The sequence below is a fragment of the Dethiothermospora halolimnae genome (genome assembly GCF_037577855.1).
Lineage (GTDB): Bacteria > Bacillota > Clostridia > Tissierellales > VENL01 > Dethiothermospora > Dethiothermospora halolimnae.
On sequence record NZ_JBAKFX010000072.1, the window covers coordinates 1 to 15,037 of the forward strand.

Genomic DNA, 15,037 nt, shown 5'->3' on the forward strand with positions numbered 1-15,037 from the left:
TAGAAGAAGGAACAGAAATGATAATGCCTGGAGACAATGCAACATTTAATGTTGAATTAATCACACAAATAGCAATGGAAGATGGATTAAGATTTGCTATTCGTGAAGGTGGTAGAACAGTAGGAGCCGGAGTTGTTACTGAAATAATAGAGTAATGATAAAAAAAGACTAGGTCTCTTTCGGCCTAGTCTTTTTTAGGAAATACTGGAGTCTAATGTATTTTATATTGAGATATGGTAATAATATTTTAAAGTATTATATAGTGGATATTGTTGTCCAATTTTTTTATTGACATATTTTTTGTAATATGATAGTTTATATTAAGTGGTGTATTTATTATTGGGTTTTTTGCGCCCGAGTATAAATAATAATCGTATTAACATATAGATGTATATTGTCTTTAAGGTCTAGGAGGTGCGTATCGTGAGAACAAAGATAACGCTAGCATGTACAGAGTGCAAGCAGAGAAACTATGCAACAACTAAAAATAAAAGAAATAATCCTGACAGAATAGAAATGAAAAAATATTGCAGGTTCTGCAAAACTCACACTGTTCATAAAGAAACTAAATAATTAAATGTAAGGATGTGAATAGTATGGCAGCTCAAAGTGGTGCAAATAAGAGCGCTGGGAAGAGGTTAAGTAATTTTTTTAGAGGGGTTAAAGCTGAATTAAAAAAGGTAAGTTGGCCAAACAAAAAAGAACTTATAAATAACACCGGCATAGTAATAGCTATGTGTGTGTTAGTAGCTGCTATAGTTGGCTTATTCGATTCAGCGATTCAAGCTTTATTGAAAGTTATATTATAACAAAAATGATGATACAAAGGAGGGAAGGACCTGATACAAAGGTCCCCTAAATTATGGCAGATAGGTCTGATAAAGCCAAATGGTATGTAGTTCATACTTATTCAGGACATGAAAATAAGGTAAAAGTGAATATTGAGAAGCTAGTAGAAAATAGGGGTATGCAAGATGTTATTTTCGAGATAGCAGTTCCTACGGAAGAATATATAGAGAGCAAAGATGGAAAAAAGAAAGTGAAACAAAGAAAAGTATTTCCAGGGTATGTACTAGCTAATATGATAATGACTGATGAATCTTGGTACCTTATTAGAAATACTAGGGGAGTTACTGGATTTGTAGGTCCAGGCTCAAAACCTATTCCACTTACTGATGAAGAAGTTGAGGCTTTAGGTGTTCAAGAAGAATTACCTGATATTGATGTTAAGGTGAAAGATAATGTTAAGGTTATATCAGGACCTTTCGAAAGTTTTATTGGAACTGTTGAAAGTATAAACATGGAAAAAAGGAAGTTGAAGGCCTTTGTATCTATGTTTGGTAGAGAAACACTTGTAGAATTAGACTTTAATCAAATTGAAAGATTATAGCATTTGCTAATGAAGCCAATTGGGCTTTTTAGATAGATGTTTGAGCTTCAAGTGGGAGAGTTATTATTAACTCGACTAACCACAATTTAACAAGGAGGTGTAAGTAAAATGGCTAAAAAGGTTTCAGCTGTTGTAAAGTTACAAATTCCAGCGGGTAAAGCTACTCCTGCACCACCGGTAGGTACTGCTTTAGGACCACATGGTGTTAATATAATGGGATTTTGTAAAGAATTCAACGCTAAGACTGCAGATCAAGCTGGTATGATTATTCCAGTTGTTTTGACAGTTTATCAAGATAGATCTTTTACTTTTATTACAAAAACTCCTCCAGTTGCTGTGCTTTTAAAGAAAGCATTAGGATTAGATAAAGCTTCTGGAGAACCAAATAGAAATAAAGTTGCTACAATTTCTAAAGACAAAGTAAAAGAAATTGCAGAGGTAAAAATGCCTGACTTAAATGCAGCAAGTATCGAATCAGCTATGAGCATGGTTGCCGGTACAGCAAGAAGTATGGGTATAGTTGTAGAAGAGTAGGAGTAAGTGGGAGGTAAAAAACCGTTAATACCACAAAGGAGGTTTATAAAAATGGCAAAAAGAGGTAAGAACTATCAAGAGAGCTTAAAGCTAGTTGATAGAGAAAAACTATATGATCCAAATGAGGCTATTGAATTAGTTCAAAAAACTGCTAAGGCGAAGTTTGATGAAACAGTTGAACTTTCATTAAAGCTTGGAGTAGACCCAAGACATGCTGACCAACAGGTTAGAGGTGCAGTAGTTTTACCCCACGGTACAGGTAAAACAGTAAGAGTGTTGGTATTTGCTAAGGGAGATAAAGCTAAAGAAGCAGAAGCTGCAGGTGCAGATTATGTAGGTGCAGAAGAATACGTAGAGAAGATTCAAAAAGAAAATTGGTTTGATTTTGATATAGTTGTTGCTACACCAGACATGATGGGTGTTGTAGGAAGATTAGGTAGAGTTTTAGGACCAAAGGGATTAATGCCAAACCCAAAATCAGGAACAGTTACATTTGATGTTGAGAAGGCTGTTAATGATATTAAAGCAGGTAAGGTTGAGTATAGAGTTGATAAAACTAGTATAATCCACGTTGTAATAGGAAAGGCGTCTTTTGGAACTGAGAAGTTGACTGATAACTTTAATGCACTTATGGATGCTGTTATAAAAGCTAAACCAGCGGCGGCTAAGGGTAGATATCTAAGAAGTGTGGTTCTTTCAAGTACTATGGGACCAGGAATAAAATTAAATCCACAAAAACTTATGGATAAATAGAAAGTTTTTGTTGACAATAGACTATTTTATTGATAGAATATCAATGTTGCTAAATTGAATACGGTTTTAACCGTAGACAGTAGGTACCTAAAGGTTTAAATATCCTACCGAGGTTTTGTTTCATAACTATGTGAGTATAGTTATATTATAGAAAACAAAGGTCTCTCTGTGTCTACGGGGAGACCTTTTATAATGCACATAAAAGTGACTCCAATATAAGGAGGTGGAACTAAATGAGTTCAGCGGTAATAAAAAAGAAACAACAGATTGTTGAAGAAATAAAAGACAAAATTAATAACTCTCAGTCAGTGGTTCTTGTTGATTATAGAGGATTAAATGTTGAAGAAGTAACTGAACTTAGAAATAAGTATAGAGAGTCTGGTGTAGATTATAAAGTATATAAAAATACTTTAATGAGATTTGCTTTCAAAGATGCTGGACTAGAGGAATTCAATGAGTTTCTTACAGGTCCAAATGCCCTTGCTTTTGGAAATGAGGATGCTGTAGCACCGGCAAAGGTAACCCATGAATTTTCTAAAGAGCATGAAGCTTTAGAGATTAAAGCGGGTATTGTTGAAGGTAAAGTAGTAGCTCTAGATCAAGTGAAATCATTAGCTGAACTACCATCGAGAGAAGTTCTTATTGCTCAAGTACTTGGTGGTTTAAATGGTCCTATAAGTGGATTTGCTAATGTACTTCAAGGTAACATTAGAAACTTAGCTTATGCATTGAATGCTATAGTTGAGAAGAAACAAGCAGAAGCATAGAAAATAAAAAATAAAAATAAAAGATACGGAGGTAATTTAAAATGGCAAGTGAAAAAATTCAAAATTTAATGGAAGAAGTTAAAAATCTTACAGTATTAGAACTATCAGAATTAGTTAAAGAGTTAGAAGAAGAGTTTGGAGTAAGTGCTCAAGCTCCTGTAGCTATGGCGGCAGCTCCAGCAGCTGGCGCAGCAGGTGGCGCAGAAGAAAAAACTGAATTTGATGTTGTATTAAGCAATCCAGGAAACAGCAAAATCAAAGTAATAAAAGCTGTTAGAGAAATCACAGGATTAGGACTAAAAGATGCTAAAGCATTAGTTGATGGTGCTCCAAACCCAGTTAAAGAAGGAGTAGCTAAAGACGAAGCTGAAGAAATGAAAACTAAACTTGAAGATGCTGGAGCAACAGTAGAATTAAAATAATGATTATAAAAAGGGTTTCGATTAAGAAACCCTTTTTCATTATCTAATAATAAGTGTAATATTAATCGATTGATAACCCCAATTATCACTTGATTAATATTACACATAATAAAATCTTTGTTCTTGACAACTTTACTTTAGTATGATAACATTATTAGATGCATAATAGACGGAACTTGGCACGATTTTTGTATAAAAGATTCTGTTTATGGGAATATTAAAATATATGTGTTTGAATGAAAAAATTACCAAAAGTACAATATCGTTACTTTTGGATATTTTAGTTTTATAGTAAGGGGTGAATTATAATGGTGCATCCTGTTTCGAGTGGTAAACGGGTTAGAATGAGTTATTCTAGAATTAATGAAGTTATGGATTTACCGGACTTGATAGAGGTACAGAAAAAGTCCTATGAATGGTTTATGGAAGACGGGTTAAAAGAGGTATTTGAAGACATTTCACCTATTCAAGACTATACTGGAAATTTAATATTGGAATTTGTTGATTACTATGTTGCATCAGAACCAAAGTATGATGAAGAGGAATCAAAGGAGCGTGATGTTACATATTCGGCACCGTTAAAGGTGAAGGTAAGGCTTATTAATAAGGAAACAGGAGAAGTAAAAGAACAGGAAGTTTTCATGGGAGATTTCCCTTTGATGACTGAAAAAGGTACCTTTATTATAAATGGAGCTGAAAGGGTTATAGTCAGTCAGCTGGTAAGATCCCCTGGAGTGTATTATACTGAAAATATTGATAAAACTGGTAGAAGATTATACTCTGCAACCGTAATACCTAATAGAGGTGCGTGGTTAGAGTATGAAACTGACTCTAATAATATAGTCCATGTTAGAGTTGATAGAACCAGAAAATTACCTATAACTGTATTGCTTAGAGCCATGGGATATGGAACTAATGCTGAGATAATAGAGTTATTAGGTGAAAGTGAACAACTTCTTAAGAGTATTGAGAAAGATAATACAAAGACGGAAGAAGAGGGACTACTAGAGGTTTATAAAAGGTTAAGACCTGGAGAGCCCCCTACTGTTGATAGTGCTACGTCCTTACTTAATACCTTATTTTTTGATCATAAACGTTATGACTTAGCTAAGGTAGGTAGATACAAATTCAATAAAAAATTGGCTCTTAAAAATAGAATTCAAGATAGAGTGGCGGCAGAAAACATCATAGACCCTGAAACTGGAGAAATAATAGTTTCAGAGGGTGAAATGATTACAAAGGAAAAGGCATTAGAAATAGAAGCAACAGGGATAAACTCTGTAGATATAGCAAGTGGAGAAAATAATATAGCAAGGGTGATAGGGAATCATTTTATTGATGTAGAAGCTTTTAATCTACCATTTCCAAGTGATGAAGTAGGACTAAGGGAAAGGGTTTATTACCCTGTTATGAAAGAAATACTTGATGAATTTGATGATGAAGATGAAATAAAGTCTGCAATAAAAGATCGAATAAGAGAGTTACAACCTAAGCATATAGTGAAATCGGACATTATTGCTTCTATAAACTATGAGTTTAACCTATTCCACGCAGTTGGTGATACTGATGATATAGATCACCTTGGTAATAGAAGAATAAGATCTGTTGGAGAATTATTACAAAACCAATTTAGAATTGGTTTATCTAGGATGGAGAGAGTAGTTAGAGAAAGAATGACCATTCAAGATATTGATGTAATAACTCCCCAAGCTTTAATTAATATAAGACCTGTAGCGGCGGCTATTAAAGAGTTCTTTGGTAGCAGTCAATTGTCACAGTTTATGGACCAGACTAATCCACTTTCAGAGTTAACCCATAAGAGAAGAATGTCAGCATTAGGACCAGGTGGCCTTAGTAGAGATAGAGCTGGATTTGAAGTTAGGGACGTTCATCAATCCCATTACGGTAGAATGTGTCCTATAGAGACTCCAGAGGGGCCTAATATCGGACTTATTACATCCTTGGCTACCTATGCAAAAATAAATGAATACGGCTTTATAGAGGCTCCATTTAGAAAGATAGATAAGGAGCGAGGTGTGGTAACGGATCAAATAGATTACATGACTGCAGATGTGGAGGATTACTATATAGTTGCCCAATCTAATGAACCTATAGATGAAGAAGGAAGGTTTGTTAACAAGAAGGTTATAGCTAGAGGTAAATATGGAGCTATAGATGTTGTACCTAGCAAAGAAATAGATTATATGGATGTTTCTCCTAAGCAAATAGTATCAGTTGGTACATCTATGATTCCATTCTTAGAAAATGATGATGCTACTAGAGCTTTAATGGGTGCAAACATGCAGAAGCAAGCTGTACCTTTACTGAAGGCCGATGCCCCTGTTATAGGAACAGGTATGGAATATAAGGCGGCTAAAGACTCTGGGGTTATAGTGATTGCTAAAAATAGTGGTAAAGTTACAAGGGTTACTGCTGATGAAATAATGGTAAAACGTGATGATGATGGTCAGATAGATAAGTATAAACTACTTAAATTTAAACGCTCTAATCAAGGTACTTGTATTAATCAAAAACCTATAGTTGAAAATGGAGAACAGGTTAAAAAAGGACAGATAATAGCCGATGGTCCATCAACGGATAAAGGTGAGATAGCCCTTGGTAGAAACATGTTGATAGCATTTATGACATGGGAAGGATATAACTATGAGGATGCTATTTTAATAAGTGAAAAACTAGTAGTTGAAGACTCATTAACGTCTATTCATATAGAAGAATATGAAGCAGATGCAAGGGATACAAAACTTGGACCTGAAGAGATAACAAGGGATATACCTAACGTAGGAGAAGATTCCCTTAAGAATTTAGATGAGCGTGGAATAATAAGAATTGGTGCCGAGGTTAAATCAGGAGATATACTTGTTGGAAAAGTAACACCAAAGGGAGAAACAGAATTAACTGCTGAAGAGAGACTTCTTAGGGCTATTTTCGGTGAAAAGGCTAGAGAAGTTAGGGATACATCCCTTAGAGTTCCCCATGGTGAAACGGGTATTATTGTTGATGTTAAAGTATTTACAAGGGAAAATGGTGATGAGTTACCACCTGGAGTAAATCAGCTAGTAAGGGTATATATAGCAACTAAACGTAAAATAAACGTTGGAGATAAAATGTGTGGTAGACATGGTAACAAAGGGGTTATTTCAAGAATTCTTCCTGAAGAAGATATGCCATTTTTACCTGATGGAACTCCCCTTGAGGTAGTACTTAACCCTCTAGGTATACCATCACGTATGAATATAGGTCAGGTACTTGAAACCCACCTTGGTATGGCTGCAAAATCCCTTGATTGGATGGTGGCAACACCTGTATTTGATGGTGCCAATGAAGATGATATAAAAGAAGCACTTCAGAAAGCGGGCTTACCGGAGTCAGGTACTATACAGCTTAGAGATGGCAGAACAGGGGAAGAGTTTGATAGTCCTGTAACCGTTGGTTATATGTACATGTTAAAACTTCATCATCTTGTAGATGATAAGATACATGCTAGATCTACTGGACCATATTCTCTAGTTACACAGCAACCCCTTGGTGGTAAAGCTCAGTTTGGTGGACAGAGATTTGGTGAGATGGAGGTTTGGGCACTAGAGGCCTATGGTGCTTCCTATACACTACAAGAGATATTAACGGTTAAGTCTGATGACGTAGTTGGTCGTGTTAAGGCATATGAAGCCATAGTTAAAGGTGAAAACATACCAGAACCGGGAATACCAGAATCCTTTAAGGTATTAATTAAAGAATTACAAAGTTTATCGTTGGATATAAAGGTGTTATCCGATGATGATAATGAAATAGAGATAAAAGAATCTGATGATGATGAAATTGGAAACTTAGATATAGAGCTAGATGATTCTAAAGATGAAGATAATTAGAAAAATAGTAAGTAAATCAAAAATTACTTATGGAAGGGAGAGAGAGCCCCTTGTTTGAATTTAATAACTTCGATGCAATAAGAATAGGGTTGGCTTCTCCTGAAAAAATTAGACGATGGTCTAAGGGAGAAGTCAAAAAGCCAGAAACAATTAACTATAGGACATTAAAGCCAGAAAAAGAAGGGCTTTTTTGTGAAAAAATATTTGGCCCCACAAAGGATTGGGAATGTCATTGTGGTAAATATAAGAGGGTAAGATATAAAGGTGTTGTTTGTGATAGATGTGGAGTTGAAGTAACAAAATCTAAGGTAAGAAGGGAAAGGATGGGACATATAGAGCTTGCTGCTCCTGTTTCCCATATATGGTATTTCAAAGGAATACCTAGTAGAATGGGACTTATATTAGATATGTCTCCAAGATCTTTAGAGAAAGTACTTTATTTTGCTTCATATATAGTTATAGATCCAGGTGAAACTCCTTTGTCCGAGAAGCAGCTGTTAAGCGAAAGAGAATATAGAGATGCCATTGATAAGTATGGTAGAAAATTCAAAGCTGGTATGGGTGCTGAATCGGTAAAGGAAGTTTTAGGTAATATTGATTTAGAAAAAGAAGCTAAAGAACTAAGGATGGCTTTAAAAGAAACATCTGGTCAAAAGAAAGTTAGGATAATAAGAAGATTAGAAGTAATAGAGGCATTTAGGAGATCTGGAAATAATCCAGAATGGATGATACTAGATGTAATCCCTATAATTCCTCCTGACTTAAGACCTATGGTACAACTTGATGGGGGAAGATTTGCTACTTCTGACTTAAATGACCTATATAGAAGGGTTATAAATAGAAATAATAGATTAAAGAGACTATTAGATTTAGGTGCCCCTGACATAATCGTTAGAAACGAGAAAAGAATGTTACAGGAAGCGGTAGATGCACTAATAGATAATGGTAGAAGAGGAAGGCCAGTTACTGGTCCTGGAAATAGACCTCTAAAATCCCTTTCAGATATGCTAAAGGGTAAGCAAGGTAGATTTAGACAGAACCTACTTGGAAAAAGGGTTGACTATTCTGGACGTTCAGTTATAGTTGTTGGACCGGAGCTTAAGTTTTATCAGTGTGGTCTTCCAAAGAAAATGGCCCTTGAATTATTTAAGCCATTTGTAATGAGAAGACTAGTAAATGAAGGTCATGCCCATAATATTAAGAGTGCTAAAAGGAAAGTAGAGAGGGTTGATCCTGTTGTTTGGGATGTACTAGAAGAAGTTATAAAAGAACATCCGGTTTTATTAAACCGTGCGCCAACTCTTCATAGACTTGGTATTCAGGCCTTTGAACCTGTTTTAGTGGAAGGTAAAGCTATTAAGTTACATCCCCTTGTTTGTACAGCTTATAATGCTGACTTTGACGGTGACCAAATGGCGGTTCACGTTCCATTATCAGCTGAAGCTCAGGCAGAGGCCAGATTCTTGATGCTTTCTGTTAATAACATTTTGGCACCAAAGGATGGAAAGCCAGTAACAACTCCTACTCAGGATATGGTATTAGGTGCTTATTACTTAACGATAGATGTAGAGGGTGAAAAGGGTGAAGGCAAGGTATTTAAAGACTTTGATGAACTAATGCTTGCCTATTACAATAAAGAAGTTGAGTTACATGCAAAGGTAAAACTAAGAATTAAATTAGATGGAGATAAGAGGGGTAAGTTAGTTGAAAGTACTGTTGGTAGATTTATATTTAACGAACATATACCTCAAGATCTTGGCTTTGTAGATAGAAGTAAAGATAAGTATTCTTTAGAAATTGATACACTAGTTGATAAAAAGATGCTTGGTAAGATAATAGAGAAATGTTTTAGAAAGCATGGTAATACAATAACTTCTATAGTATTAGACCATATGAAAGATATGGGATATCATTATTCTACTATTGGGGCTATTACAATAAGTGTTGCAGATATAGTGGTTCCCGACGAGAAACCACAATTATTATCAGAAGCTGAACAGTCAGTTGATAAATATGAAAAGGCATACAGAAGAGGTCTTATATCAGATGAAGAGAGATATGAGAAAGTATTAGAGGTATGGAATAAAACAACTGAAAATGTAACAGCTGCCCTTATGGATAATCTAGATAGACTAAATAATATATTTATCATGTCCCATTCAGGAGCTAGAGGTAGTAGAAACCAGATAAAACAGTTAGGTGGTATGAGGGGTCTTATGGCCAATGCCTCAGGTAGAACCGTTGAACAGCCTATAAAATCTAACTTTAGAGAAGGTTTAACAGTACTAGAATTCTTTATATCTACCCATGGTTCTAGAAAGGGTAATGCCGATACTGCATTAAGAACTGCCGACTCAGGGTATTTAACAAGAAGACTTGTTGATGTAAGTCAAGATGTTATTATAAGAGAAGGTGACTGTGGAACTGACCATGGTATAGTTGCTAAGGCATTTAAAGATGGTAAAGAAGAAATAGAAAATCTATGGGATAGAATAGAAGGGCGATATAGTTTTGATGATATATTCCACCCAGAAACTAATGAATTAATAGTTGGTGCTGGAGAATTAATAACAGAAGATATTGCTGATAAAATAATTGAAGCTGGAATAGAAGAAGTTAATGTAAGGTCAGTATTAACTTGTAGGACTAGACATGGTATTTGTAAGAAATGCTATGGTAGAAACCTTGCTACTGGAAAGCCAGTGGATGTTGGGGAATCAGTTGGTATAATTGCAGCCCAGTCTATAGGTGAACCCGGTACTCAGCTTACAATGAGAACTTTCCATACAGGTGGTATAGCCGGATCTGATATTACTCAAGGTTTACCGAGGGTAGAGGAGTTATTTGAGGCTAGAAAACCAAAAGGTTTGGCTATTATAGCTGAAATACCAGGTTCAATATCGATAAAAGAAACTAAAAGAAAGAAAGAAGTTATCGTAACCGGAGACGATGGAGAGTCTAAGTCCTATACTATACCCTATGGTTCAAGACTTAAAGTTAGAGAAGGGGATATTATAGAAGCTGGAGATGAAATTACAGAAGGGTCAGTAAATCCCCATGATATCTTAAAGATAAAAGGAATCGGTGGAGTTCAATCATATCTTGTAAAAGAAGTTCAGAGGGTTTATAGAATGCAAGGTGTTGATATAAATGATAAACATATAGAAGTTGTAGTAAGACAGATGATGAGTAAAGTAAAAGTAGAAGATGCTGGAGACACTGATTTATTACCAGGAAGTTTAGTTAATATATTTGAGTTTGAAGAAGCCAACCAAAAAGTTGAAAGTATAGGTGGAGAACCTGGAGTAGGGAGGCGAGTACTACTTGGTATTACTAAGGCATCTCTTGCTACAGAATCCTTCTTATCTGCTGCTTCATTCCAGGAAACAACGAGGGTTCTTACAGAGGCAGCTATAAAGGGTAAGGAAGATAATTTAATAGGACTTAAAGAAAATGTAATAATAGGTAAACTTATTCCTGCAGGTACAGGGATGCGAAAGTATAAAAACGTTGCAATAAACACTCCAGAACCTGTACAAAAACAGGAGTTAGAAGTTTAACATATAAATTGTTGACAGCTTACTAATCTGATGTTAAAATATATGAGTGTGTAAATTTGGATGGTTGACTCTTTTATATACTAGAAGGTTATGCGTAGGTGCATAATCTTCTAGATATTCAAAAAAGGAGGAAACTTAATTGTTATCTCAATTGAAAGATAAAAAAAAGATGGTAGGTACAAAACAGGCTAAAAAAGCAGTAGTTAATGGTAACGCGGAAATTGTTTTTATAGCAAAGGATGCCGATACACATATAGTTAATTTTTTAGTTGATCTGTGTAATAAGGAATCTGTAAAAATAGTTTACGTAAATACAATGAAAGAATTAGGAAAGGCCTGTGGCATTGATGTTGGAGCAGCATCGGCTGTTCTATTGAAATAGTAGAAATTTGGAAGGAGGTGCCTAGATGCCAACGATTAATCAATTAGTTAGAAAAAGCAGAAAAACAACTTCAAAGAAGACTAAATCCCCACACTTGAATGTTACTTTTAACTCTTTAAAAAAGAAGTCTGTAAAAGTTAACTCACCACAAAAAAGAGGGGTTTGTACAGCTGTTAAGACAATAACACCTAAAAAGCCTAACTCTGCCTTAAGAAAGGTTGCCAGAGTAAGACTTACTAATGGATCTGAGGTTACTGCATATATTCCAGGTATAGGTCATAACCTACAAGAGCATAGTGTTGTTCTTATAAGAGGAGGTAGAGTTAAAGACTTACCAGGAGTTAGATACCATATAGTTAGAGGAACATTAGATACTGCAGGTGTTGAAGACAGAATGCAGTCAAGATCAAAGTACGGTACAAAAAGACCTAAGAAGTAAATTGTCGATAAGCGAAAAAATGCGGTGACATACCCCTTGATATATATATGATAGGGTATATTTCACGAGGAGCATTTTAGAGCACGACGACATACTAATTGTCGAGTACCCATGAATTAATCTTAGATTATTAAGGAGGGAAGTAAGGTGCCAAGAAAAGGGAATATACCTAAAAGAAAAGTACAAGAGGATCCTATCTACAGAGATGTGGTAGTGACAAAATTAATAAATAATATAATGTTAGATGGTAGAAGAGGTGCTGCACAAAGAATAGTGTACGGAGCCTTTGAAGATATAAAAGAGAAAACTGGAGAAGATCCACTAGAGGTTTTCTATAAGGCAATGGATAACATTATGCCAGTTTTAGAGGTAAAAGCAAGACGTGTTGGTGGTTCAACATATCAAGTTCCAGTTGAAGTTAGACCTGATAGAAGACAAACATTAGGACTAAGACATTTAGTAACTTTCGCTCGTAAAAGAGGAGAAAGAACTATGAAAGATAGAGTAGCTAAGGAAATAATGGATGCTGCTAATAACACTGGTGCAAGTGTTAAAAAGAGAGAAGATATGCACAAGATGGCAGAAGCTAATAAAGCATTTGCTCATTACAGATGGTAATCACTGTCTTTATAAAAAAATGTTTAATTTTCTAATAGTTGGGAACTATAATAATTAGACTAAATTCAGCAGCAGAAAGGAGGAGTATTGTGCCTAGAAAAATATCGTTAAAAAAGACGCGTAATATAGGTATAATGGCTCATATAGATGCAGGTAAAACAACAGCCACTGAAAGAATTTTGTTTTACTCAGGTAAAACACATAAAATAGGTGAAACCCATGAAGGGGCTTCACAAATGGACTGGATGGAACAGGAGCAGGAAAGAGGTATAACAATAACTTCTGCTGCTACGACTACGTTCTGGAGAGATCACAGGATTAATATTATTGATACACCAGGCCATGTTGACTTCACAGTAGAGGTTGAAAGATCACTTCGTGTATTAGATGGATCAGTAGCAATATTTGATGCGAAAAGTGGTGTTGAACCTCAATCAGAAAATGTTTGGCGTCAAGCCGATAAATACGGAGTTCCAAGAATCTGTTTTGTAAATAAGATGGATAAAATGGGAGCAGACTTTTATTTCTCAGTTAAAACCATGCATGAAAGACTAAAGGCTAATGCAATACCAGTTCAACTTCCTATAGGAGCGGAGGATGACTTTATTGGTATTGTTGACTTAGTAAACATGAATGCTAGAATTTACAAAGATGACCTTGGACAAGAGATTGAAACAACTGAAATACCAGATGAATTAAAAGACAAGGCAGAGGAATATAGAGAGCAATTAGTAGAGGCTGTAGCTGAGCAAGATGAAGAGTTAATGATGAAGTATCTTGAAGGCGAAGAAATAACTACTGAGGAGCTAATGGAAGGGATAAGAAAAGCAACTATAGCTAATGAAATATTCCCAGTGTTCTGTGGTTCAGCTTACAAGAACAAGGGAGTTCAAATGCTAATAGATGCGGTAGTTGATTATCTACCTTCACCACTTGATGTTCCTGCTATAAAAGGTGTATTACCTGATAGCGAAGAGGAAGCTTCAAGAAAATCAGGAGATGACGAGCCATTCTCAGCATTAGCATTTAAGATTATGACTGACCCATATGTTGGTAAACTTGCTTTTTTTAGAGTTTACTCAGGAGTTATGGAATCAGGATCATATGTACTAAACTCAACTAAAAACAAAAAAGAAAGAGTCGGCCGTATTCTTCAGATGCATGCTAACACAAGGGAAGAAATAAATGAAGTATATGCAGGAGACATAGCTGCAGCAGTAGGATTTAAAGATACAAGTACTGGAGATACTTTATGTGATTTAGATAATCCAATTATTCTTGAATCAATGGAATTCCCAGAACCAGTTATATCTGTTGCTATCGAGCCTAAAACAAAGGCTGGTCAAGAAAAAATGAGTGTTGCCCTTGCAAAACTTGCAGAAGAGGATCCAACATTCAGAACATATACAGATGAAGAAACTGGTCAGACAATTATCTCAGGAATGGGTGAACTTCACCTTGAAATAATTGTTGATAGACTTTTAAGAGAATTTAAAGTTGAAGCTAATGTTGGTAATCCACAGGTTGCATATAAAGAGACAATTACAGCAAAAGCTGATGTTGATTCTAAATATGCTAAGCAATCGGGTGGACGTGGACAATACGGACACTGTAAGATTATTATGGAGCCACAAGAACATGGCGACGGCTATGAGTTTGTAAATAAAATTACAGGGGGAGCTATTCCTAAGGAATATATCCCAGCAGTTGATCAAGGTATTCAAGAAGCATCAGAAACTGGTGTTTTAGGAGGATTCCCTGTTATAGACTTTAAAGTAACACTATATGATGGTTCATACCATGATGTTGACTCTAATGAGATGGCATTTAAAATAGCTGGTTCCATGGGCTTTAAGAAGGCCATGCAACAAGCTAAACCAGTAATCTTAGAGCCATATATGAAGGTAGAAGTATTAGTTCCTGAAGAGTATATGGGAGATGTAATGGGAGATGTTAACTCAAGAAGAGGTAGAATAGAAAACTTTGAAGAAAGAAATGGTGTTAAGGTAGTTAATGCTTTTGTACCATTATCAGAAATGTTTGGTTATGCTACAGACCTTCGTTCAAATACACAGGGTCGTGGAAACTATTCAATGGAATTTGATCACTATGAACCAGTTCCAAAGAATATAGCCGAAGATATTGTAGGAAAGTAATTAAAAAGTATAAATATTAAGGAGGAATAAAGATGGGTAAAGCAAAATTTGAAAGAAATAAACCACACGTTAACATAGGAACAATAGGACACGTTGACCATGGTAAAACAACATTAACAGCAGCAATAA

At 35.4% G+C, this 15,037-nt stretch carries 15 protein-coding genes and 1 other annotated feature; all 15 genes read left to right on the forward strand.

The window, feature by feature from the left end; all coding sequences use genetic code 11:
• Positions 1-155, forward strand: a 155-nt coding sequence (locus V6137_RS18510) for an EF-Tu C-terminal domain-related protein (RefSeq protein ID WP_483863906.1), incomplete at its 5' end; no start/stop codon positions are given.
• 268 nt (positions 156-423) lie between these two features.
• Entirely contained in the window at positions 424-573 is a 150-nt protein-coding gene (rpmG, locus tag V6137_RS18515) for a 50S ribosomal protein L33 (protein WP_425449460.1), read from the forward strand.
• A 23-nt stretch (positions 574-596) separates the two neighbouring features.
• On the forward strand, positions 597-809 hold the full coding sequence (gene secE / locus V6137_RS18520; protein WP_425449461.1) for a preprotein translocase subunit SecE: 213 nt from the start codon (positions 597-599) through the stop codon (positions 807-809).
• 53 nt (positions 810-862) lie between these two features.
• Positions 863-1,390, forward strand: a complete 528-nt coding sequence (nusG, locus tag V6137_RS18525) for a transcription termination/antitermination protein NusG (RefSeq protein WP_425449462.1) — start codon at positions 863-865, stop codon at positions 1,388-1,390.
• A 108-nt stretch (positions 1,391-1,498) separates the two neighbouring features.
• Entirely contained in the window at positions 1,499-1,924 is a 426-nt protein-coding gene (gene rplK, locus V6137_RS18530; RefSeq protein WP_425449463.1) for a 50S ribosomal protein L11, read from the forward strand.
• Positions 1,925-1,975: 51 nt separating this feature from the next.
• Entirely contained in the window at positions 1,976-2,677 is a 702-nt protein-coding gene (gene rplA / locus V6137_RS18535) for a 50S ribosomal protein L1 (protein WP_425449464.1), read from the forward strand.
• 52 nt (positions 2,678-2,729) lie between these two features.
• Positions 2,730-2,877, forward strand: a sequence feature (ribosomal protein L10 leader region).
• Between the two features lie 33 nt (positions 2,878-2,910).
• Positions 2,911-3,444: a 50S ribosomal protein L10 gene (gene rplJ / locus V6137_RS18540; protein WP_425449465.1), complete on the forward strand. Its 534-nt coding sequence runs from the start codon at positions 2,911-2,913 to the stop codon at positions 3,442-3,444.
• A 41-nt stretch (positions 3,445-3,485) separates the two neighbouring features.
• A complete protein-coding gene (gene rplL, locus V6137_RS18545) occupies positions 3,486-3,866 on the forward strand; it encodes a 50S ribosomal protein L7/L12 (RefSeq protein ID WP_425449466.1) in 381 nt (126 codons plus the stop codon).
• Between the two features lie 308 nt (positions 3,867-4,174).
• Complete coding sequence (gene rpoB / locus V6137_RS18550) at positions 4,175-7,753, forward strand: DNA-directed RNA polymerase subunit beta (RefSeq protein ID WP_425449467.1); 3,579 nt, start codon at positions 4,175-4,177, stop codon at positions 7,751-7,753.
• Positions 7,754-7,782: 29 nt separating this feature from the next.
• Positions 7,783-11,313, forward strand: a complete 3,531-nt coding sequence (gene rpoC / locus V6137_RS18555) for a DNA-directed RNA polymerase subunit beta' (protein ID WP_425449468.1) — start codon at positions 7,783-7,785, stop codon at positions 11,311-11,313.
• 139 nt (positions 11,314-11,452) lie between these two features.
• Positions 11,453-11,695: a ribosomal L7Ae/L30e/S12e/Gadd45 family protein gene (locus tag V6137_RS18560; RefSeq protein WP_425449469.1), complete on the forward strand. Its 243-nt coding sequence runs from the start codon at positions 11,453-11,455 to the stop codon at positions 11,693-11,695.
• A gap of 25 nt (positions 11,696-11,720) precedes the next feature.
• Complete coding sequence (gene rpsL / locus V6137_RS18565; RefSeq protein ID WP_425449470.1) at positions 11,721-12,134, forward strand: 30S ribosomal protein S12; 414 nt, start codon at positions 11,721-11,723, stop codon at positions 12,132-12,134.
• Positions 12,135-12,281: 147 nt separating this feature from the next.
• Complete coding sequence (rpsG, locus tag V6137_RS18570) at positions 12,282-12,752, forward strand: 30S ribosomal protein S7 (protein WP_425449471.1); 471 nt, start codon at positions 12,282-12,284, stop codon at positions 12,750-12,752.
• Between the two features lie 89 nt (positions 12,753-12,841).
• Positions 12,842-14,908, forward strand: coding sequence for an elongation factor G (fusA, locus tag V6137_RS18575; protein WP_425449472.1), 2,067 nt, complete (start codon positions 12,842-12,844; stop codon positions 14,906-14,908).
• 32 nt (positions 14,909-14,940) lie between these two features.
• A partial coding sequence (locus V6137_RS18580; RefSeq protein ID WP_425449473.1) for a GTP-binding protein occupies positions 14,941-15,037 on the forward strand: 97 nt, incomplete at its 3' end.

Bases quoted from the DNA above. Each gene is read 5' to 3' on its own strand.
- secE (WP_425449461.1), top strand. From the start codon at position 597: ATGGCAGCTCAAAGTGGTGCAAATAAGAGCGCTGGGAAGAGGTTAAGT.
- nusG (WP_425449462.1), top strand. From the start codon at position 863: ATGGCAGATAGGTCTGATAAAGCCAAATGGTATGTAGTTCATACTTAT.
- rplK (WP_425449463.1), top strand. From the start codon at position 1,499: ATGGCTAAAAAGGTTTCAGCTGTTGTAAAGTTACAAATTCCAGCGGGT.
- rplA (WP_425449464.1), top strand. From the start codon at position 1,976: ATGGCAAAAAGAGGTAAGAACTATCAAGAGAGCTTAAAGCTAGTTGAT.
- rplJ (WP_425449465.1), top strand. From the start codon at position 2,911: ATGAGTTCAGCGGTAATAAAAAAGAAACAACAGATTGTTGAAGAAATA.
- rplL (WP_425449466.1), top strand. From the start codon at position 3,486: ATGGCAAGTGAAAAAATTCAAAATTTAATGGAAGAAGTTAAAAATCTT.
- rpoB (WP_425449467.1), top strand. From the start codon at position 4,175: ATGGTGCATCCTGTTTCGAGTGGTAAACGGGTTAGAATGAGTTATTCT.
- rpoC (WP_425449468.1), top strand. From the start codon at position 7,783: ATGGAAGGGAGAGAGAGCCCCTTGTTTGAATTTAATAACTTCGATGCA.
- rpsL (WP_425449470.1), top strand. From the start codon at position 11,721: ATGCCAACGATTAATCAATTAGTTAGAAAAAGCAGAAAAACAACTTCA.